A 21,838-nucleotide genomic window follows, 5' to 3' on the forward strand; every position below is an offset into this window, starting at 1 on the left:
AAGGAGAAAAAATGAAAATTGATGTCAAAAAGTTTTCTAAGATACAAGATATTTATATTAGCCCAGACCCGCAAGAACATCGTCCTGCTTGGATTTGGTTTGCTTATATTGATGATGATTTAGCGGTAGCAGCAGGTCGCGGAAGGGCATCAAGTTGGTGGAATTCGGCAATGATTTCACGTAAGGGTCAAATTCACATTGACGGGAAAGTCTATCAAGTGGAATTTGAACCTGTGACAGATAAAGAAAATATTGATAAATTTATTGATTCTTATCGACAACGTTCAGGTTATAGCTGGGACCCTGCTTGGGAGAAAAATTTTAGACCGACAGTGATGCGCCTAAAATTTTTGAAGGAACTTGGAAAAAGCATAAGATAAAACACCTTGAGAATTGAAGAAAATTGGAGGTTAAAATGGAAAAACAAACCGCAGGACATGAACAACTTGGAGAATTTGCCCCAAAATTTGCTGAATTAAATGATGATATTCTTTTTGGAGAAGTCTGGAGTCGTGAAAAAGAACTTTCAGCACATGAACGTAGTGTCATTACGATTACTGCTTTGATTGCTGGTGGAAATTTTGAACAATTAAATTTTCATATGGCAAAAGGAAAAGAAAACGGAATAAGTCAGGAAGAAATTTCAGAAATAATTACTCATCTGAGTTTTTATGTGGGGTGGCCAAAGGCTTGGTCGGCTTTTAATATTGCAAAAAAAATTTGAGAATAAGAGGGGAAAGCTATGACAATTACGGTCAACATTTTGTACCAAGGTGAGGGGGAGAAGGCCCATCTCTTTGCTGACGAAATGGTCAGTTCTGGTCTTGTCTATAAAATACGTCAACAAAGTGGAAATTTACGTTATGAATATTTTGTTCCTTTGGATAATCAACAAGCAATTCTATTGATTGATGAATGGGAAAACCAAGAAGCAATTGACATTCATCATAAAAGTCCGATGATGACAAAAATTGCTGAATTGAGAGAAAAATATCAACTGCGCCTAAAGGTAACGCGTTATCAACAGATTGATTAGAAAAGAGAGAACGAAATGAATAAAAAAGAATTAGAGAATGCACTTATTTTTCCTCAAGGTGAAAAAAATCCTTATGGCGCTTATTTTACTGGCCAATCTTATTTAGAAGGAATGATTGCGGATAAGGACTTGCCCTTTGGTGTGGGAAATGTGACTTTTGAGCCGGGCTGTCGTAATCATTGGCATATTCATAAAGATGGTTATCAAGTTTTATTGGTTACAGCCGGTGAGGGATGGTATCAAGAAGAGGGTAAGGAGGCCCAACTTTTACATGCGGGCGATACAATTGTTACTCATGCAGGAGTTAAACATTGGCATGGAGCGACAAAAGATAGCTGGTTCAGTCATGTGGCCATTACCGCAGGAGAAGCAGTTTGGTTAGAAGAAGTTTCTGATGAACAATATGAAAACTTATAAAATAAAAGAGTATTTCCGAACATTCAGCAAAACCGAACAATAAATTGAAAAAGTTCTAGTTTTATCCGCTAGAGCTTTTTTTATTTGGCTCATTAGAATAGAATAAGAAGCATAAAGAATCCCTTAAATGGATGGAGGATATTGTGGAAAAAGAAAAGTTGCTCTATGAAGGAAAAGCTAAGAAACTGTATTTTACTGATGATTCAGAGGTGCTCTGGGTGGAATATTGTGACCAAGCGACTGCATTAAATGGTGCTCGTAAAGAACAAATTACGGGAAAAGGTGCTCTAAATAATCAAATTACGTCATTAATTTTTGAAAAATTAAATGCTGAAGGTTTAGAAACGCATTTCATAGAAAAGTTATCAAAAACCGAACAATTGAATAGAAAAGTTTCAATAATTCCTTTAGAAGTTGTTTTAAGAAATGTTGTTGCTGGTTCTTTTGCCAAACGATTTGGTCTTGAAGAAGGAATTGTTTTACAAGAACCAATTGTTGAGTTTTACTATAAGGATGATGCTTTAGATGACCCATTTATTAATGATGAACATGTTAGATTCCTGAACATTGCAACTTATTCAGAGATTGAATTTTTAAAGAGTGAAACGCGTAAAATCAACGAGATTCTTAAAAAAATATGGGCTGAGATCGGCTTAACTTTGGTTGATTTCAAACTTGAATTTGGCCGCCTTGCTGACGGAAGAATTATTCTTGCTGATGAAATTTCACCTGATACTTCACGTCTCTGGGATGCGAATGGTCAGCATATGGATAAAGATGTTTTCAGGCGTAATATTGGTGATTTAGTTGAAACTTATACTGAAGTTTTGAATTTGTTAGAAAATGCGAAATAAATGAGTTCTAGTTTTTAGGACAGTTCCTCACATCTTATATAGAAAGAATTTTAAAATGACTAAAGTACGTGTTTACGTGGCTTACAAAGCCTCAATTCTTGACCCTCAAGCCCAAGCGATTAAAGCGGCAACTCATAAAATGGGTTATCAAGAAGTTACAGAATTAAATGTTGGAAAATTTTTCGATTTTGAATTTGATGCAGAAGCTGAGATTGCTCGCGCAAAAGCAATTGAAATTGCCAATGAATTGTTGGCAAATCCAAATATGGAAACTTATAAAGTTGAAATTTTGAATGAACAAAGCGAAGGAGCTAATTAATGAAATTTGCAGTCATTCAATTTCCAGGGTCAAATTGTGATTTTGATTTACTTTGGGCAATTCGTGATGTTATGGGAGCTGAGGCAGAATTTGTCTGGCATGATGAGAAGTCGCTTGCAGGTTTTGACGGAGTGTTGATTCCAGGGGGATTTTCTTATGGTGATTATTTACGCTGTGGTGCGATTGCGTCATTTGCCAATATTATGCCGGAAATCAAACGTTTGGCTAAAGAAGGGAAACCGGTTTTTGGCACTTGCAATGGATTTCAAATTTTGGTTGAATCTGGGCTTTTACCGGGTGTATTGATTCGCAATGAGGGTTTGAAATTTGTTTCCAAATGGCAAGCTCTTAAAGTTGAAAATAATCAAAGTAATTTTACGACTGAATATGCCAAGGACGCTTTGATTAATTTACCAATTGCTCACGGTGAGGGTCAATATGTTGCTGACGAAGCTCAGCTTGCTGAACTTAAAGCAAATGGGCAAATTATTTTCACTTATGCTGACGAAAATCCTAATGGGTCAGTTGAAAATATTGCTGGAATTGTCAATAAAGAAGGAAATGTGCTTGGGATGATGCCTCACCCTGAGCGGGCCATGGAAGAACTGCTTGGTGGCGCTGATGGAGTAGATTTGTTTGCTTCTGTCTTGAAAAACTTTGTTGGAAAATAAAAAAATTACTGACAGAATTTAGATTTTAAAAAACGAATCTGTCAGTAAATTTGTAATTTGAAATAATTGAATTCAGAGCGCTGAAAGCTTTTAAAGTAGAGAATATACAAGTTGCATTTCTGTTGGAACGTATATTCTTTAGACTACTAATGCAGTAAATTGGGCTGTAGTTTTCTACGTTTTTAAGCAAGCGTTTCTCATATCTTATAGGAGAATAACATGACTTTGGAGATGTCACCAGAACAGATTCAAGAAAGCAAAATATACCGTGAGTGGGGACTGACGGATGAAGAATATTTGAAAATCAAGGATGAGATTCTTGATGGCCGTTTGCCAAACTTTACGGAAACTGGGATGTATGCCGTGATGTGGTCAGAACATTGCTGCTACAAAAATTCAAAACCTGTCTTAAAAAAATTTCCGACGACTGGGCCACAAGTCTTGATGGGGCCTGGTGAAGGAGCTGGGGTTGTGGATATTGGTGATGATTTAGCGGTTGTTTTCAAAGCTGAATCTCATAATCATCCATCTTACGTTGAACCTTATGAAGGTGCAGCAACTGGTTCTGGTGGTATTATTCGTGATATTTTTTCAATGGGAGCTCGTCCAATTGCAATTTTGGATAGTTTACGTTTTGGGCCAATTGACAATGGTAAAACACGTCATATTGTGGACCAAGTGACAGCCGGGATTGCGGGATATGGAAACTGTATTGGAATTCCGACGGTTGGTGGCGAAGTAGCCTTTGATGAATCTTACGCTGGAAACCCTTTGGTGAATGTCATGTGTGTGGGTTTGATTGAACATAAACACATACAAAAAGGACAAGCTAAAGGTGTGGGAAATTCTATTTTTTATGTCGGAGCGAAAACAGGACGTGACGGCATTCATGGGGCGTCTTTTGCTTCTAAAGAATTTGGTTCTGGTTCAGAAACACAACGTTCAGCGGTTCAAGTCGGTGATCCATTTATGGAAAAATTATTGCTTGAAGCTTGTATTGAAGTCATTCAAAATCATGGCGATATTTTAGTCGGAATTCAAGATATGGGAGCAGCTGGATTGGTTTCATCTACATCAGAAATGGCTTCAAAAGCTGGGTCAGGTCTGCGTCTTAACTTGGATAATGTGCCTCAGCGTGAAACAGAAATGATTCCTTATGAAATGATGTTGTCTGAGTCACAAGAACGTATGGTGCTTTGTGTCAAAAAAGGACATGAACAAGAAATTATTGATTTATTTAAAAAATACGACCTTGATGCTGTGAATATTGGGCAAGTGACTGATGATGGCTTTTATACGCTTTATCATAAAGGGGAAATGGTGGCTCATGTTCCAGTTGATTCATTGGCGGAAGATGCTCCAACTTATTACCGTGAGGCAAAAGTTCCTGAGCGAATTCAAAAATTTACTGACAGCGAAAAATATCTTCCAGAAATTACAGACAGCGCGGTCAGTGAAATTTTCAAAAAACTTTTGGCTCAACCGACAATTGCTAGCAAGAAATCAATTTATGAAACTTATGATTCGCGCGTGATGACCAACACTGTTGTTGCACCAGGCTCAGATAGCGCAGTTTTACGAGTGCGTGGAACTAACAAAGCACTTGCGATGACAACGGACTGTAACGCTCGCTACCTCTATCTTGATCCAGAAAAAGGAGGAGCAATCGCAGTTGCTGAAGCGGCTCGTAATATCGTGGCCTCTGGTGGAAAACCGCTTGCGATTACTGACTGTTTGAACTTTGGAAATCCGGAAAAACCAGAACAATTTTGGGAATTAACAACGGCGGCTGACGGAATTTCACGTTCTTGTTTGGCTCTTGATACACCGGTTATTTCAGGAAATGTTAGTCTTTACAATGAAACAAACGGTTCAGCTATTTTACCTACGCCGATGATTGGAATGGTTGGTTTGATTGAGAATGTAAAAAATATTACGACTCAAGAATTTAAAAAAGCAGGTGATTTGATTGTGCTAGTCGGTCAAACCTTTGATGATTTTTCAGGTTCTGAACTTCAAAAAATGCTGATAGGCGAAATTTCTGGAAGAATTGATTTTGATTTAGAAACTGAAAAAATCAATCAAGATTTTGTTTTAAAAGCAATTACTGACGGATTGGTCAGCTCAGCACATGACTTGGCAGAAGGAGGATTGGCGATTGCTCTAGCTGAATCTGCTTTTGCAAATGGCTTAGGCGTTGATGTGAAAGTTGATATAACCAATGCCCAATTATTCTCAGAAACGCAAGGTCGCTTTATACTCTCAATTTCACCAGAAAATCAAGCTACTTTTGAAAAATTACTGACAGAAAGTTCGGTCAGTGGCGAAGTAATCGGAAAAGTTACTGACAGCGGAATTTTGGAAATGAATGAACTTTCTATTTCTACTGACGAAGCTGTCAGCATTTATGAAGGAGCGTTGCCAGCTCTGATGAAATAAAAGTTGATATAGATGTCTTTTTTTACTTAAAATTAATAAAAATCATTTACTTTACACTAAAGAAACAAAGAAGTATAATTTCGTTATATTTAATCGAAAGAGGGTTTCAAAATGAAAAAAGATGAAGTATGGCTTGTTACTGGAAGTTCAACGGGTTTTGGTAGAGCTTTGGTTGAAGAATTAATTGCTCAAGACTATAAAGTAGTTGCTACTGCTCGGCAATTATCAACTTTGTCAGAGCTTCCTGACAAAGAAAATATTTTAAAAATAAGTCTTGATGTGACGAAAGGAGATTCTATTCAAAAAGCTGTTGCTGAAACAATCGCTAAGTTTGGACGAATCGATGTTCTGGTTAACAATGCAGGATTTGGCTATTTTGGTGTCATGGAAGAATCTGATCAATCAGCAGTGCGTAAGATCATGGACACAAACTTCTGGGGAGCGAATATATGACCTTAGCGGTTCTACCATATATGCGTAAACAAAAATCGGGGCATATTCTAAATACGGTATCCCGTGGTGGACTGACAACAACCGAAAACCTTTCTTATTATCATGCTACAAAATTTGCTATGGAGGGACTTTTTCAAACGCTCCGAAAAGAAGTTGAACCTTTAGGGATTTTTGTGACAAATATTGAACCTGGTTCTTTTCGGACAGATTGGGCAGGGCGTTCCAAAGAGAGTGCGCCAGATAAGTTTTCAGATTATGAAAAGGCGCATAAACTGCTTGAACATCTAAATTCATATTCTGGCACTCAGGTAGGGAATCCAGCATCGGCAGCCAAAGCATTTATCAAAGTTTCCAAACTTGAAAATCCACCAATGCACTATCTTATGGGCAAAGATGCTTACCAACTTTCTAAACAAGTTTTTGAAGAAGCTCTTGCCGAATTTGAAAAATATAAAGAAGATGCCAAGCATCTTGATTTTGGAGAAGAAGATTATTGGAAATGATTTTTCCGAACAATTAACTTGAAAAAATTAAAAAAGTCCTATTAGGACCTTTTATTTCCAAACAATATAGATAGAATTAAAATATAATAAAAGAATCGATAGAGGGAAAAAATTATGTTTGGCAAAGAACAGACGCTTGATTTAAGAGTGCGGGGGAAGAATTCGTCCAATGAAAATAGTTGGTGGCAACAACATCCAGATGACGAACGATCTCATTTAAATGAAGAATGTGGACTTTTCGGTGTTTGGGGACATCCTGATGCTGCTCGCCTGACCTATTTTGGACTTCATGCTCTCCAACATCGCGGGCAAGAAGGCGCAGGGATTTTGGTCAATAATAATGGCAAACTCAATCGTCATCGTGGTCTGGGTCTGGTCACAGAAGTTTTCCGTGACGAAAAAGATTTGGAAGAGCTGACAGGCTCGTCAGCCATTGGACACGTCCGTTATGCCACGGCTGGTTCAGCAAATATCAATAATATTCAGCCTTTCCAGTTTGAATTTCATGACGGAGCACTTGGACTTGCCCACAATGGAAATTTAACCAACGCCCAATCATTGCGCTGTGAACTTGAAAAATCTGGGGCAATCTTTTCTAGTAATTCAGACACGGAAATTCTCATGCACTTGATTCGCCGTAGTCATCATCCAGAATTTATGGGCAGAGTCAAAGAAGCGCTCAATACGGTCAAAGGTGGCTTTGCCTATCTCATTATGACTGAAAACTCAATTGTCGCAGCCCTTGATCCTAATGGATTTCGACCACTCTCAATCGGAAAAATGAGCAATGGTGCGCTCGTTGTGGCCTCAGAAACCTGTGCTTTTGATGTCGTTGGTGCCACTTGGATTCAAGATGTTCAACCCGGTGAAATCATTGAAATTAATGACGACGGCATTCATGTGGACCAATTTACTGACAGCACCAACATGACCATTTGTTCAATGGAATACATCTATTTTGCCCGTCCTGACAGTAATATTGCTGGAGTTAATGTTCATACTGCCAGAAAACGTTCAGGAAAAATTTTAGCCCAAGAAGCCCAAATTGATGCTGATATTGTCATCGGTGTGCCTAATTCATCACTCAGTGCCGCTTCAGGCTACGCTGAAGAATCTGGCTTGCCTTACGAAATGGGCCTGATTAAAAATCAGTATGTGGCAAGAACCTTCATTCAACCGACTCAAGAACTTCGTGAACAAGGCGTTCGCATGAAATTGAGTGCTGTTCGAGGTGTTGTAGAAGGCAAACGTGTCATTATGGTGGATGATAGTATTGTGCGTGGGACAACCAGCCGTCGCATTGTCAAACTCCTCAAAGACGCAGGCGCCGCTGAAGTTCATGTGGCAATCGCCAGTCCCGCTCTCAAATATCCTTGCTTTTATGGCATTGATATTCAAGATCGTGACGAACTCATCGCAGCTACACACACGACTGATGAAATCAGAGAAGCTATCGGAGCAGATAGTCTGACCTATCTCAGCCAGACAGGACTTGTCGAGGCGATTGGTCATGATAAACTTTGCTTGTCATATTTTGATGGCGAATATCCAACGCCGCTTTATGATTATGAAGCTGACTATTTGGAATCGTTAGCGAAAAATAGCGTGAAATGAAAAACTAGAGTGCTCACTCTAGTTTTTTTAGCTAAATTCTAAAGCGATTATTTTAGATTACTCCTTTTAATATGTTAGGATAAGAAATAAAAGCAAGTGAGGTGAGCAAATGATTATTACAATAGTTGGAGGAACAGGACTAGTTGGCCAAGGTATTTTCAAAGAGCTTGCTCAAGTTGTGGATTATGAATTACACAGTTTATCAAGAAATGGTAAATCTAAAGATAATCTAGTTGAGCCAGTCCTCTATCATTCCGCTAATCTAAATGAAACCGGTGATTGGCAAGAACTTTTACAAAAATCAGATTGGGTGATTGATGCGGTAGGAATTCTATTTCCAAGTAAATCAAAGGGAACAACTTATGAAAAAAATAGTATTCAACCAGCAAAAATAATTATTGATACAATAGTTAACTCAGAAAATCAATGTCTTTTTATTTCGGCAAATGATGGTCCTTTTTTTATGAATGACTATATGAGAGCTAAAAAAGAAGTGGAGGCTTATGGTCAAAAACGTTTGAAATCAAGATTTGTTTCTGTTTTTCCAGGAATTGTCTATGATGCTTCACGAAAAAGCAGTTATTTTCCAGCACGCCTATTGGAACCACTCATAAAAATTCCAATTTTTTCTTTCTTAAAAAGTTATCGTCCAATTAAACGAAGTCAATTTGCTAAAGAGATTCATAAAATTATCGAAGGAAAAGAAAGTTCACTGACCTCTCGTATTAAATAAAAAACTCATGTTTAGACATGAGTTTTTCTAATTTACTTTGATTTTTTAAGAAGTGGAACTATTTTTGGATAAATAAGATAGGCGATGATAATTAAGATAATCAATGACGTAGCAATAAGATTCCATGATTTCATTAGTTCAATACTTCGAGCTGTAGGAATAGGGGTTGAAGTAATAACGAACAGGGTCTTGATAGATAAGCCGTTTTTCATGATGATGAGTGAACCTAAAAGCATCAACAAAAATTGGTGAAGAATACTTCCGATATTTTGAATGGTATATTTTACCCAGATCCGTTTATCTTCAACGATATTAATAGTACTTTCATAGTCTTGAGTTAAGCTTGAATTTAAACTTCCTTTGAATAAGCTAGTAAGGAATAAACCTAGAGCAAATAGAGGACTAAAAACAATCAAAAGTAAACCTAGAAAAATGCCGATTAAAGAGTAGGTTTTGACATTATTTCCAAGTAAATTTTTGATCTTAGAGGCAAAGACAATTCCTAAAACATAAGGAAGATAAAACTGTAAAAATAAATGCTGATGACCATAAAAACCAGCGACATATAAAGAACAAAAAAGAAATAAATAATTTCCCACTGCCCCATTAATAGCTGTCAAATATGATAATTTACGAGGGATATTTCTTTGAATTTTATTTTTGAAAAAATTCGTAGCGACAATATAGAGAGTGACCAAAAAGAAAAATCCGAAAATGAAATAATCAAATTCTAAACTATTGGCAAGTAATCGACTTGAACGTAATAGAAAGAGGCAAACAAAAAATAAAGCAAATAAAATAAGATATTTATATGAAGCTTTTTCTAAATCATTTGGATCAACTTTGTAATTATCCAAATTTCCAACTAATTGGAAGGAGAGAAGATAAACTATTCCATAGAATACAAAGAACAAGGGATATTTTAGAGAAGGGGACAAGACAAAAGAAAAGCCAAGGGCTAAAAACAAAAGTAAGCTAACTAAGGTTTTTCCTTTGATAAGCTGGTTAGTATTTTTTAGATAATAATTTACCGAAGTGTTTGACATCGGCAACCAAGCTGCACTGACTCCTAAAAGGATACCGGATAAAGTATAGAAAGGAAAGTAGAAAGAACCCATAAATCCTAACAAGCAACCAAGTAAACCGGCATACAATGAAATTTTTAAAAGACTATAGCTGTTAATTCTTGTTTTTATTCCCCTTATAAAGAATACGCCAGTCATTCTGAAAGTATAAAAGAGCAAAAAAGGAAGGAGGGCAAGAAGCGAGGTTCCTTTTGCAATTTGAATAAAAATCATGAATGGAAGGACAATAATTGTATTACTTAATATTAAGAGGGCAGACTTTCCCAAAGAATTTAGTTGTTGAGTCATTTTTCTCCTATCTTTTCTATTTTGACATCTAAATCCATTATAAGGCAAAGTGTATTAAAAAGACAGCTTCACTATGATTAGTACATAAATAATTCATTTAAAAAGAGTAAATAATTTTTTATAAATAACGAATCAAAAAGTTTGACTATTACTGACCAAAGTATTATAATTAGAATGTAGTGAGAAAAAGATAATAATCACTACTAACTATGAAATCGAAATGAGGTGTTTTTATGGACATCGAAAAAATGACAACAACGATGCAAGAAGCACTTGGTTCAGCGCAACAAATTGCGCAAGTTCGTCATCACCAAGTGATTGAAGTTCCACATTTATGGCGAATTTTTGTTCAACCTAATAGTTTTGGGGCGAACTTTTATAAAGATTTAGGGATTGACCTAGATGACTATACAAATTTAATTGAAAAAGAAATTGACAAAATTAATTCAGTAGAAGGTTCAAATATTACTTATGGTCAAAACCTAAGTCCAGATTTGTTCCAAATATTTACTGAAGCAGACAAAATTGCGCAAAAAATGGGCGATGAATACTTATCAACTGAGATTATTCTCCTTGCCCTCTTTGAATTAAAACAAAATCCATTGACCAGTTATTTGGTTAGCCATGGACTAACAAAAGCAAAAGCGCAAGCTGCAATTGAAAAATTACGCGGAGGTGATAAAGTGACCAGTCAAAATGCAGAAGAAACATACAAAGCACTTGAAAAATATGGGGTAGATCTCGTTGCTCAAGTTAAATCAGGTAAACAAGATCCTGTCATTGGACGTGATGAAGAAATTCGTGATGTCATTCGAGTGCTTTCTCGTAAAACAAAAAATAACCCCGTTCTTATTGGTGAACCTGGGGTTGGTAAAACAGCCATTGTTGAAGGATTGGCACAAAGGATTGTCAGAAAAGACGTTCCTGAAAATCTGAAAGATAAAACAATCTTTTCACTTGATATGGGTGCCCTGATTGCAGGAGCGAAATATCGTGGTGAATTTGAAGAACGTTTGAAAGCAGTCCTTAATGAAGTGAAAAAATCAGATGGACAAATTATCCTCTTTATTGATGAACTTCATACGATTGTTGGTGCAGGTAAAACAGAAGGTTCAATGGACGCTGGGAACCTTTTAAAACCAATGCTTGCACGTGGTGAACTCCATTTGATTGGGGCAACTACCTTGGATGAATATCGTAAATACATGGAAACAGATAAAGCACTTGAACGTCGTTTCCAAAAGGTATTGGTTACTGAACCTACTGTTGAAGATACAATTTCAATCTTGCGTGGTCTAAAAGAACGTTTTGAAATTCACCATGGAGTGACCATTCATGATAATGCTTTAGTCGCAGCAGCAACCCTTTCAAATCGTTATATTACTGACCGATTTTTACCAGATAAAGCCATTGACTTGGTTGATGAAGCCAGTGCAACAATTCGTGTAGAAATGAATTCACTCCCAACTGAACTTGACCAAGCTAATCGTCGCTTGATGCAATTAGAAATTGAAGAAGCGGCCCTCAAAAAAGAACGAGATGATGCTTCTAAGAAACGTCTTGAAATTATACGTGGTGAAATTGCTGAACTTCGAGAAGAAAATAATCAACTCAAAGCTCAATGGGAAGCTGAGAAAAAAGAAGTGGGCAATATTTCTGAAAAACGAAATGAATTAGAACATGCTCGCCACGAATTGGAAGAAGCTCAAAATGAAGGAAACTTAGAAAAAGCAGCAGCCCTTCGTTATGGTAAAATTCCTGAAATTGAAAAAGAACTCAAAGCTATTGAAGAAAAAGCAAAATCAGATGATTTATCCTTAGTTCAAGAATCAGTCACTGAAGAACAAATCACTGAAGTTGTTGGACGCATGACAGGTATTCCAATTACCAAATTGGTTGAAGGTGAACGTGAAAAATTACTTCACTTGCCAGAAACACTGCATCAAAGGGTCGTTGGACAAGATGAAGCTGTTGAAGCCGTATCTGATGCCATTATTCGTGCGCGTGCAGGAATTCAAGACCCTAATCGTCCACTTGGCTCATTCCTCTTCCTCGGTCCAACTGGGGTAGGTAAGACCGAACTCGCGAAAGCTTTGGCTGAAAATCTCTTTGATTCAGAAGAACATATGGTTCGGATTGACATGAGTGAATATATGGAAAAACACTCAGTTTCTCGGTTAGTCGGAGCACCTCCAGGATATGTCGGTTACGATGAAGGAGGCCAATTGACTGAAGCTGTTCGTCGTAATCCTTATACAATCATCTTGCTTGATGAAATCGAAAAAGCACATCCAGATGTCTTCAATATCTTGTTGCAAGTTTTGGATGACGGCCGTTTGACTGACTCTAAAGGTGTTCTCGTTGACTTTAAGAACACAGTGTTGATTATGACTTCAAATGTCGGTTCTCAATATTTGCTTGATAATGTTGGAGAAAATGGTGAAATTTCGGAAGAAACAACTGAAAACGTGATGTCTCAACTTCGGGCACATTTCAAACCAGAATTTCTAAATCGAATTGATGATACCATTCTTTTCAAACCATTGGCACTTGAGGATATTAAGAATATTATCGTTAAAATGACTAGCCAACTTTCACATCGTCTTGAAGAAATGGATGTTCAACTTGAGTTGAGTGAAGAAGTAAAAGTTTGGATTGCCGAAAATGCTTATGAACCAGCTTATGGTGCACGTCCACTCAAACGTTATTTGACAAAAGTCATCGAAAATCCATTAGCTAAGCTGATTATCGGAGGAAAAATTCCACCAAAATCAAAAGTTATTGTAACGCTTGTAGAAAACAAGATTGACTTTGATATTCAAACGATTGCTGAATAAATAGAAAAAAACCGTTAGCTGATGCTGGCGGTTTTTTATATTTGATAGACAATTACAGTTGAAATGATTTGTTATTTCCGAACGATTCAATCGAAAAGTTTCAGTACTACCCGCTGGAACTTTTTTTATGTTTGAAAATCATTTAACATGGAAGTAGAATAAAATAAATCAGAAAATGGAGAATGACAGTGTCTGAGAATGCGTATGCAAAATCTGGGGTAGATGTAGAAGCAGGATATGAGGTGGTTTCTCGTATTAAGAAGCATGTAGCTAAAACCGAACGTTTGGGTGTGCTTGGGGCACTGGGTGGTTTTGGTGGAAGTTTTGATTTATCTGTGCTTGATGTGAAAGAGCCTGTATTGATTTCGGGGACAGATGGTGTGGGAACTAAATTGATGTTAGCCATTCAAGCAGACAAACATGACACGATTGGGATTGATTGCGTAGCCATGTGCGTCAATGATATTATTGCTGCTGGGGCTGAACCACTGTATTTTTTGGATTATATTGCCACAGGGAAAAATATTCCTGAAAAATTGGAGCAAGTTGTGGCTGGAGTGGCCGAAGGTTGCTTGCAAGCAGGAGCAGCGCTGATTGGTGGAGAAACAGCTGAAATGCCCGGAATGTATGATGAAGATGATTACGATTTAGCTGGTTTTGCTGTGGGTGTGGCTGAAAAATCACAATTAATTGATGGCGAAAAAGATGTGGAAGCGGGCGATGTTTTGCTTGGTCTTGCCTCATCTGGGATTCATTCTAACGGATACTCTTTGGTTCGGAAAGTTTTTTCTGACTTTGATTTGAATGAATCGTTGCCTGAACTTGACCAATCTTTGATTGATACTCTTTTAACTCCGACAAAAATCTATGTCAAAGAGCTTTTACCCTTGATTAAACAAAATAAAATAAAAGGGATTGCTCATATTACAGGCGGAGGATTCCATGAGAATTTACCAAGAATGTTCGGAAATAGCTTGTCAGCTGAAATTGTCGAAGGTTCTTGGAATATTTTACCAATTTTCAAAGCTCTTGAAAAATATGGGGATATCAAACATGAAGAAATGTATGAAATTTTCAATATGGGAATTGGAATGGTAATTGCTGTTGCTCCTGAAAATGCTGAAGCTCTCAAAAAAGTCTTGAATGCATTTGAAATTGGTAAAATGGTCAAAAGACAAGATTCAGCAGTAGTGATTAAAAAATAAATTTTTTCATTGAGAATAGGGGATAGCATGAAATTTGCAGTATTTGCATCAGGAAATGGCTCAAACTTTCAAACACTAGCTGAACAATTTCCAGACCAAGTGAAATTTGTTTTTTCAGACCATCATGATGCTTATGTACTTGAACGTGCTGAGCGATTAGGGGTGGCAAAGGCAAGTTTGGAGTTAAAAGAATTTTCTTCAAAAGTGGATTATGAAAAGGCCTTGGTGGAAATTTTAAAAGATCAAGAAATTGATTTAATTCTCTTGGCGGGCTACATGAAAATTATTGGTGCGACGGTGTTATCAAAATATAAAGGAAAGATAATCAATGTTCACCCTTCTTATCTTCCGGATTTTGCCGGTTCACCTCATGCGATTGAAGAATCACATGAGGCAAAAAAGGGGTTGGGAATCAGTATTCATTATGTTGATGAGGGGGTTGATACTGGGGAATTGATTGCTCAAATCTCGCTCGCTTATCACGAAGATTTAGAAGTCTATGAGCGTTCTGTTCATGAAGCAGAGCACAAGCTCTATCCAGAAGTCGTTCGCCAAATTATACTTCATCAGCAATGATGAAGTTTTTTTCTTACGTTTTAGCTTAATAAAAATAAGAGAAAATTTTCAGTTCTTTTAAGAAAATAAAACATCTAAAATACTTTTATAAGCGCTATTTACTTTTGAAATTTAAATGCTAAAATGTAGTGGTAACATAATCTTAAGTAAAATATGAGAAGGAAAAATGGTAAAGTATCTTAAAGAATTCAAATTTGAAAATTTTATGGTTTTCTTACTTATCACGATTGATATTGCTCTTGCGGTCTTGAGTTCGGTCTTTTTAGCAAATGTGCTCAATTCTTTGATTGCAAAAGAGATGAATCAATTTTTCTTATGGTTAGCTATTGATATTATCCTTTGGATGGTCGATAGTTTTGTTCAAGGAGCGCGTGATGTTTGGAAAGAAATTGCCATACAAAAACAGCTTAATGCTGTACGCCGGGATATCATTGAGCCTCTGACGGAAATTTCTTATTCTGATTTTGAAAAAAATAGTAAGGAAGATTATAATTCGTGGTTAAATAATGATACAAAACTACTTTATGATAATGGTTTCCACCAGATTTATTTTGTTTATACGGGAATTGTTGCGATGCTATTCTCAGGAATTGCTATTATCTTTTTCCACTGGGTATTGCTTTTGACAACCCTTTTGGTTGGAGCACTTTTGTTCTATTTTCCAAAAATGTTTAAACAATCAGTGGAACGAGATACGGAACAAGTGTCGGAGCTTGCAAATGATGCCTTAGCGACATCTACGGATTACTTGCGTGGTTATGAAGTGCTTTATCATAATAAACAATTGGGTCTTATGCAAGAGCGAACCATGGGGAAATTTAATCAATTAGCTACGGCGAATGTGAAATTAATTTTTACTCGTGCTTGGATGCAGTATTCTTTATTAGGGACAAGTATGTTAGGGCAGTTTTTGATTTTAGCTGTTGCTGGTTTTCTTATCATGAATGGGCAAATTGGCATTGGTGTTGTCATGAGTGTCGGAAATTTGTCAGGAACAGTAACTAATTACTCAAAAAGTGTAGCAAATAGTTTAATATTGCTCAATGCAACTGGAAAGCTGCTAGAGAAATATGGAAAAATTACTGACGAATCAAAAGTTACTGACGGAGAAGAAGTGACAGCTTTTGAAAGTAAATTAGAATTAAAAAATCTGGCAGTTGCATTTCCTGATGGGCAAAAAATTGAGTATCCAGAAATTGTCATTGAAAAAGGAAAAAAATACGCGATTATTGGCGATAGTGGAAGTGGAAAATCAACCTTGATTAATTTGTTGGTTGGGAATAAGCAAGACTATGAAGGAGAAATTTTATTAGACGGGAAAGATTATAAAGGAATTAATCGAAAATCTTTGCCTCATTTTATGAGTGTGATTATGCAATTTCCCTATCTTTTTAAGGAAACAGTAGAAGAAAATTTGACTTTAGGGCGTAAAATTTCGCCAGATATCTTTGATAAGTCGATTAGAATTGCTTGTGCTGATGACTTTGTATTTAATAAACTTGATACGGTTTATGATAAAAATTTATCAGGAGGTCAGTAAGAAAGATTATCTGTTGCTAGAGAATTAATGGGCAGTAAGCCAATTTTAGTGATGGATGAAAGTACGGCGAGTGTTGACAAAAAAACAGCTCTAGCTGTAGAAAAAAATATTTTAGAAAATCCTGATTTGACGGTGATTATGATTACACACCATCTATATGATGAAACTCAAAGTTATTTGGATGAGGTGATTCATTTAGGACAGGAAATTGCTTAAAAAATAAATTTATATTAAAAAGACACGTGCAAGTGTCTTTTTATTTTTACTTAAATTGTAACAATTTTTCTAATGAGTTCATGTATTTCTTCAATTGACTTATCTTGACCGTTCATTAACCATTTACGCCAAAGAGCATAAACTCCATTTGCGACAAAAGTAATGAAATATTCGTCATTTGTCTTTTCATAAAATTTCTCAATTTCTTCAATATAAATCTGACGAATAATTGGTTCGTAACCTTGACTTTCAGAAAGGAAGAGGTCATCTTTAAATTCTTCAAAGAATTTTAATTGGTTTTCAATTTTTGAACTGGCAGAAACATTCTGACGAATGATTTCAAAACTTTGAGAAATTTGAGGCTGATAGTATTGATAAATGACCTGGTCAATGGACTCAAAGTTACGATAAAAAGCCATTCTGCTAACTCCGGCCCTCTTACAAACGTTTGAAACCGTGAGTTGAGCAAGATTTTTCGGTTTTTCAAATGTTTTTTGAATTCCTAATAGTTGCAAAATTGCTGTAGTAATAAAATCTTTTGTATCGTTTTTGATAGTTTGGGAATAGTTTGTCGCTGCCATTACACTTCTCCTGATTGTGTCACACAAGCTTTTCAAAGGCTTGTATTTTTTACACTTCTATCGTACAATAATTTTACATAAGTTTCAAGTGTAACAGATGTGAATTAAGAAAAATAGAGGAAAAAATTAAATGACAAATACAAATAAAAAAACAATTCTTGTAACAGGTGGTTCTGGATATATTGCTGTGTTTATCATGATTGCTTTATTGAAAAAAGGCTATCGAGTACGGGCGACATTGCGGACGATGTCTCGACAAGAAGAAGTGAAAAAAATGATGGCACAAGGCGGAATTTCAGATTTTACAGATTTTGATTTTGTACAAACTGATTTGACAAAAGAAGAAGGATGGAGTCAAGCCATGACTGGTGTTGATTCTGTGATTCATGTGGCTTCACCAACACCTTTGCAACGTCCTGACGCTGATGATTTAATGGTGAAAATGGCTGTAGATGGAGTGAAGTTTGTGATGAAAGCGGCCAAGGAAGCAGGAGTTGAACGAGTGGTTTTGACCTCAGCATCGGGAGCAGTTTTAGCGGGGCATAAGGATCATCCAGAAATCTTCACAGAGAGAGATTGGACAAACCTTGATGCTCCAATTAATGCATATCAACGTTCTAAAACGATGGCGGAAATGGAGTTTTGGAAACTTGCAGAAGCTTATGGTATTGAAGGAGCATCGGTTTTACCTACAGCTGTTATGGGTCCAATTCTTGGAAATGATTTTTCACATTCTAGTGCGGCTATAAAAAATATGTTTGAAGGTAAAATGCCCAGACTTTTAAATTTAGCATTTGATTATGTTGACGTTCGTGATGTTGCTGATTTACATTTGCTAGCTCTTGAGAAAAAAGAAGCGATTGGTCAGCGTTTCATTGCAACTTCAGGCCAAAATATTACTTACAAAAAGCAAGCTGAGTTTTTGAAAAAGGAATTTGGTACAAAAGCTAAAAAAGTATCTACTCAGGTAATTCCCGACTTTTTAGTTAAAATTTTAGCTCGATTTGATAAAAGTTTGGCGATGCCAGCTACATTTTTGGGGCAAAACACAGCTTGTTCAAATGAAAAATCAGTTAAACTTTTAGGCTGGAAACCACGTTCAGGTGAAGCAGCGATTATTCAAACGGCACAAACGATGTTGGATTTGGGAGTTATTAAAGTTGATTAAGAAAATTATAGTTTTGAAAATTTTCTATTTCCGAACGTTGTAAGCTAAAAAAGACCAAAGTCAGACTTCTGGTCTTTTTCTTCTCTCTAAAAAAGTCTAAAATAGAAACATATTGTGAAAAAAATTGGAGAGAAAAATGCATCCACATTTAAAAGAAGTTTTATTTACCAGAGAACAAATTGCCGAACGTGTCAAAGAGCTTGCGGAAGTTGTTTCACGCGATTATGAAGGAAAAAATCCACTTGTTGTTGGAATATTAAAAGGGTCAATCATGTTTACGGTTGATCTGCTTAAAGAATTATCAATTGATGCTGAAGTTGATTTTATGGATGTTACCAGTTATGGTTATGGGATTTCATCTTCTGGAGAAGTTAGAATTTTGAAAGATTTATCAACCGTGGCTCATGGACGTGATATTTTGATTGTTGAAGATATCATTGACACTGGGAATACTCTGCTCTATCTTAAAAAATTGCTGACAGGACGTCAAGCACATTCAGTAAAAATTATCTCTTTATTAGATAAACCAAGTGGTCGTAAAGTTGATATTGACGCTGATTATGTTGGCTTTGAAGTACCGGATGCCTTTATTGTGGGCTATGGAATTGATTATGCCGAACGTTACCGTCAGTTGCCATATATTGGAATTTTCAATGAAGAGTTTTTAATTAAAGACTAAAAGTAATTTCCGAACAATTATAATAAAAAAAGCCCAGTTTTAAAACTGGTGCTTTTTATTTCCAAACGATAAATGTAAAATAAAGACATGATAAATATTTACTGACAGTTCTGTCAGTTCTTTTATAAGAAAAATATTACTGACAGAATTGTCAGCAGAAAACTTGGAGGGTATCATGTCAAAACGTGCACTTATCAGTGTTTCAGACAAAGAAGGTATTGTAGAATTTGCTAAGGAAATTCGAGAATTAGGTTGGGAAATTATCTCAACGGGTGGAACGAAAGCCGTTCTGGACCAAGAAGAAATTCCGAATATTGCAATTGATGAAGTAACAGGATTTCCAGAAATGATGGATGGGCGCCTTAAAACATTGCATCCACTAATTCATGGAGCCCTTCTTGGACGTAGAGACTTGGAAAGTCACATGAAATCAATGACAGAACATCATATTTCTCCAATTGATTTGGTTGTTGTAAACTTATATCCTTTCAAAGAAACTTTGCTTGCTGGGGGCAGTCAAGCAGAAATGATTGAGAAGATTGATATTGGTGGTCCTTCAATGTTGCGTTCAGCAGCTAAAAACCATGCGTCAGTCACAGTCGTTTGTGACCCAAATGATTATGAAAAAGTACTGACAGAGCTGTCAGTAAAAGGCGAAACAAGTTTAAGTTTTCGTCAGCAACTTGCAGCAAAAGTATTTCGCCACACTGCAAGTTATGATGCTTTAATTGCACAATATTTGACAGAAGAATTTCCGGTAGAAAATGTAAAACCAGAAAAATTAACCTTGACTTACGACCTTAAACAAGGAATGCGTTATGGTGAAAATCCGCAACAAAATGCAGATTTTTATGAGTCAGGAATACCTACGACTTATTCAATTGCCCAAAGTAAGCAAATTCATGGTAAAGAACTAAGCTATAACAACGTTCGTGATGCAGATGCTGCTTTACAGATTGCAAGAGATTTTGAAGAACCAACAGTTGTAGCCCTCAAACATATGAATCCATGTGGGATTGGAACAGCAACGGATATCGAAAAAGCTTGGGATTATGCCTATGAAGCAGACCCAGTTTCAATTTTCGGTGGAATTATCGTTTTAAATCGAGAAGTAACTTTGGCAACTGCGCAAAAAATGAGTAAGATTTTCCTTGAAATTATTATCGCAACCTCTTATAGCAAAGAAGCCTTGGAAGTTTTAAGTAAAAAGAAAAATATTCGACTTTTAACCGTTGATTTTTCTAAAAAAGAAGCCTCAGAAAAAGAAGCGCTTGTAACAGGGGTTCTTGGAGGACTACTTGTTCAAAATCAAGATGTCATTGTTGAAAATCCAAAAGAATGGACAGTGGCGACTAAAGTTCAACCAACTGATAGACAAATGGAGGCCATGAAGTTTGCTTGGAAAGCAGTTAAGTTTGTCAAATCAAATGGGATTATTGTGACCAATGACCACCAGACGCTTGGTGTTGGTCCTGGCCAAACTAACCGTGTGGGCTCAGTAAAAATTGCCTTAGAGGCAACCGCAGATAAATCAGTAGAACTTCAAGAAAATGCGGTTCTTGGTTCGGATGCCTTTTTCCCATTTGCTGACAATATCGATGAAATTGCTAAGGCAGGAATTAAAGCAATTGTTCAACCAGGTGGCTCTGTACGAGACCAAGAAGTGATTGATGCCTGTGATAAATATGGAATTGCGATGGTCTTCACAGGACTTCGTCATTTTAGACATTAATAAAAAGTCTACCTTTAGGGTAGATTTTTTTCTCTAATTTAATATTAAAATTTCTATTGTAAAATCATCTGTCTATTGTCATTGAAAAAATTTTCAAGTTTCAGAACATTCATCTTTATCTCCTTTTCTGATATAATGTAGGGAATGCAAAGAATACATTTAGCAAAGGAAAAGAAATGACTGTACTACTTTTTGATATTGATAACACCTTACTTGATTTTGATAAAGCAGAATATGATGCTTTGGGAAAAATTTTTACCCACTATCAAATTGAAGATAATCAGGAAAATCGTGCGACTTACTCTCGTGAAAACAAAGCGCTTTGGCGTTTACACGAATCAGAAAAACTTTCACGTGAAGAACTTCTATCTACTCGATTTGACCATGCTTTTAGAGCTTTAAATGTGTCAGTAAATTATAATCCAGTTGCTGTTGATGATGAATATCAACTTTACTTATCACAAGGGCATGAGTTGATTAATCATGCCAAAGAATTACTGACAGAGCTGTCAGAAAAAGAGGCAGAAATGTATGTGGTTAGTAATGGAACTTCACGTGTTTCTCGTCCACGAATATTTGAGTCTGGAATTTCTGATCACTTTAGAGAAATCTTTATTAGTGAAGAAGTGGGTCATCATAAGCCTTCACTTGCTTTCTTCGATTATGTCTTTGACCACATTGAAGCGGCCAATCAAAAGGAATTTACAATCGTTGGCGACTCCCTAGCAACTGATATTTTAGGAGGGAATAGAGCTGGAATAAAGACAATTTGGTATAATCCAAAACAATTGGAAGTTAGTGGAGAAGCACAACCAGATGTGCAAATCCAAGACCTATTAGAAATTCCAGCTTTGGTTAAAAATTGGTAATAAAAAACACTGTTTATTTTAAC

At 36.4% G+C, this 21,838-nt stretch carries 21 protein-coding genes and 1 pseudogene; 20 read left to right on the forward strand and 2 right to left on the reverse strand.

All coding sequences use genetic code 11. From position 1 onward, the window contains the following. Positions 1 to 11: 11 nt before the first annotated feature. The 11 genes and pseudogenes from MHB61_RS01545 (at position 12) to MHB61_RS01595 (ending at position 9,039) form a co-directional block, all read left to right on the forward strand. Positions 12 to 380, forward strand: a complete 369-nt coding sequence (locus tag MHB61_RS01545; protein WP_010906024.1) for a DUF2255 family protein — start codon at positions 12 to 14, stop codon at positions 378 to 380. A 35-nt stretch (positions 381 to 415) separates the two neighbouring features. Then, positions 416 to 724 (forward strand): carboxymuconolactone decarboxylase family protein, encoded by a 309-nt coding sequence (locus MHB61_RS01550; RefSeq protein ID WP_003130024.1) that lies wholly within the window; start codon positions 416 to 418, stop codon positions 722 to 724. An 18-nt stretch (positions 725 to 742) separates the two neighbouring features. Continuing rightward, positions 743 to 1,036 carry an antibiotic biosynthesis monooxygenase family protein gene (locus MHB61_RS01555; RefSeq protein ID WP_003130025.1) on the forward strand — a complete coding sequence of 98 codons (294 nt, stop codon included), beginning with the start codon at positions 743 to 745 and terminating at the stop codon, positions 1,034 to 1,036. A gap of 15 nt (positions 1,037 to 1,051) precedes the next feature. Then, positions 1,052 to 1,453 (forward strand): cupin domain-containing protein, encoded by a 402-nt coding sequence (locus MHB61_RS01560; RefSeq protein ID WP_010906023.1) that lies wholly within the window; start codon positions 1,052 to 1,054, stop codon positions 1,451 to 1,453. Positions 1,454 to 1,596: 143 nt separating this feature from the next. Next, positions 1,597 to 2,307 carry a phosphoribosylaminoimidazolesuccinocarboxamide synthase gene (gene purC / locus MHB61_RS01565; RefSeq protein WP_010906022.1) on the forward strand — a complete coding sequence of 237 codons (711 nt, stop codon included), beginning with the start codon at positions 1,597 to 1,599 and terminating at the stop codon, positions 2,305 to 2,307. Positions 2,308 to 2,362: 55 nt separating this feature from the next. After that, a complete protein-coding gene (purS, locus tag MHB61_RS01570; protein WP_010906021.1) occupies positions 2,363 to 2,626 on the forward strand; it encodes a phosphoribosylformylglycinamidine synthase subunit PurS in 264 nt (87 codons plus the stop codon). After that, a complete protein-coding gene (gene purQ / locus MHB61_RS01575; RefSeq protein ID WP_003130032.1) occupies positions 2,626 to 3,297 on the forward strand; it encodes a phosphoribosylformylglycinamidine synthase subunit PurQ in 672 nt (223 codons plus the stop codon). The genes purS and purQ overlap by 1 nt, the downstream gene beginning before the upstream one ends. 219 nt (positions 3,298 to 3,516) lie before the next feature. Then, positions 3,517 to 5,736, forward strand: a complete 2,220-nt coding sequence (gene purL, locus MHB61_RS01580) for a phosphoribosylformylglycinamidine synthase subunit PurL (protein ID WP_003130033.1) — start codon at positions 3,517 to 3,519, stop codon at positions 5,734 to 5,736. A gap of 111 nt (positions 5,737 to 5,847) precedes the next feature. Further along, a pseudogene (locus tag MHB61_RS01585) lies at positions 5,848 to 6,692 on the forward strand (oxidoreductase). A gap of 114 nt (positions 6,693 to 6,806) precedes the next feature. Next, complete coding sequence (gene purF / locus MHB61_RS01590; RefSeq protein ID WP_003130036.1) at positions 6,807 to 8,306, forward strand: amidophosphoribosyltransferase; 1,500 nt, start codon at positions 6,807 to 6,809, stop codon at positions 8,304 to 8,306. A gap of 109 nt (positions 8,307 to 8,415) precedes the next feature. Beyond that, positions 8,416 to 9,039 (forward strand): NAD-dependent epimerase/dehydratase family protein, encoded by a 624-nt coding sequence (locus tag MHB61_RS01595; protein WP_003130037.1) that lies wholly within the window; start codon positions 8,416 to 8,418, stop codon positions 9,037 to 9,039. 32 nt (positions 9,040 to 9,071) lie between these two features. Here the strand turns inward: MHB61_RS01595 and MHB61_RS01600 are convergent, their stop codons facing one another. Further along, positions 9,072 to 10,412, reverse strand: coding sequence for a hypothetical protein (locus MHB61_RS01600; RefSeq protein WP_003130038.1), 1,341 nt, complete (start codon positions 10,410 to 10,412; stop codon positions 9,072 to 9,074). 233 nt (positions 10,413 to 10,645) lie between these two features. On the opposite strand from MHB61_RS01600, the gene clpB reads away from it, so the two are divergent. The 5 genes from clpB (at position 10,646) to MHB61_RS01625 (ending at position 16,786) form a co-directional block, all read left to right on the forward strand. Next, the gene (gene clpB / locus MHB61_RS01605) at positions 10,646 to 13,249 is read left to right on the forward strand and encodes an ATP-dependent chaperone ClpB (RefSeq protein ID WP_003130040.1); all 2,604 of its coding nucleotides are present in this window, start codon (positions 10,646 to 10,648) and stop codon (positions 13,247 to 13,249) included. A 182-nt stretch (positions 13,250 to 13,431) separates the two neighbouring features. Then, entirely contained in the window at positions 13,432 to 14,454 is a 1,023-nt protein-coding gene (gene purM, locus MHB61_RS01610) for a phosphoribosylformylglycinamidine cyclo-ligase (protein WP_003130042.1), read from the forward strand. A 27-nt stretch (positions 14,455 to 14,481) separates the two neighbouring features. Beyond that, a complete protein-coding gene (gene purN / locus MHB61_RS01615) occupies positions 14,482 to 15,030 on the forward strand; it encodes a phosphoribosylglycinamide formyltransferase (protein ID WP_003130044.1) in 549 nt (182 codons plus the stop codon). A gap of 166 nt (positions 15,031 to 15,196) precedes the next feature. After that, positions 15,197 to 16,570, forward strand: coding sequence for an ATP-binding cassette domain-containing protein (locus tag MHB61_RS01620; protein WP_228777578.1), 1,374 nt, complete (start codon positions 15,197 to 15,199; stop codon positions 16,568 to 16,570). 27 nt (positions 16,571 to 16,597) lie between these two features. After that, a complete protein-coding gene (locus MHB61_RS01625) occupies positions 16,598 to 16,786 on the forward strand; it encodes a hypothetical protein (RefSeq protein ID WP_003130050.1) in 189 nt (62 codons plus the stop codon). Positions 16,787 to 16,836: 50 nt separating this feature from the next. On the opposite strand, the gene MHB61_RS01630 is transcribed toward MHB61_RS01625, so the two are convergent. Beyond that, entirely contained in the window at positions 16,837 to 17,367 is a 531-nt protein-coding gene (locus tag MHB61_RS01630; RefSeq protein ID WP_003130052.1) for a TetR/AcrR family transcriptional regulator, read from the reverse strand. Positions 17,368 to 17,497: 130 nt separating this feature from the next. Here MHB61_RS01630 and MHB61_RS01635 point away from each other — a divergent pair, with 130 nt between their 5' ends. The 4 genes from MHB61_RS01635 to MHB61_RS01650 all read left to right on the forward strand — a co-directional run bounded on the left by MHB61_RS01635 (position 17,498) and on the right by MHB61_RS01650 (position 21,815). Further along, complete coding sequence (locus MHB61_RS01635) at positions 17,498 to 18,535, forward strand: NAD-dependent epimerase/dehydratase family protein (protein WP_137016706.1); 1,038 nt, start codon at positions 17,498 to 17,500, stop codon at positions 18,533 to 18,535. A gap of 136 nt (positions 18,536 to 18,671) precedes the next feature. Beyond that, positions 18,672 to 19,214, forward strand: a complete 543-nt coding sequence (hpt, locus tag MHB61_RS01640) for a hypoxanthine phosphoribosyltransferase (RefSeq protein WP_003130055.1) — start codon at positions 18,672 to 18,674, stop codon at positions 19,212 to 19,214. A gap of 175 nt (positions 19,215 to 19,389) precedes the next feature. After that, positions 19,390 to 20,946 (forward strand): bifunctional phosphoribosylaminoimidazolecarboxamide formyltransferase/IMP cyclohydrolase, encoded by a 1,557-nt coding sequence (gene purH, locus MHB61_RS01645; protein WP_137016708.1) that lies wholly within the window; start codon positions 19,390 to 19,392, stop codon positions 20,944 to 20,946. Between the two features lie 176 nt (positions 20,947 to 21,122). Further along, entirely contained in the window at positions 21,123 to 21,815 is a 693-nt protein-coding gene (locus MHB61_RS01650; RefSeq protein WP_003130060.1) for a YjjG family noncanonical pyrimidine nucleotidase, read from the forward strand. Positions 21,816 to 21,838: the final 23 nt, after the last annotated feature.

Source organism: Lactococcus sp. FSL K6-0773 (assembly GCF_038006485.1).
Taxonomy (GTDB): domain Bacteria; phylum Bacillota; class Bacilli; order Lactobacillales; family Streptococcaceae; genus Lactococcus; species Lactococcus lactis.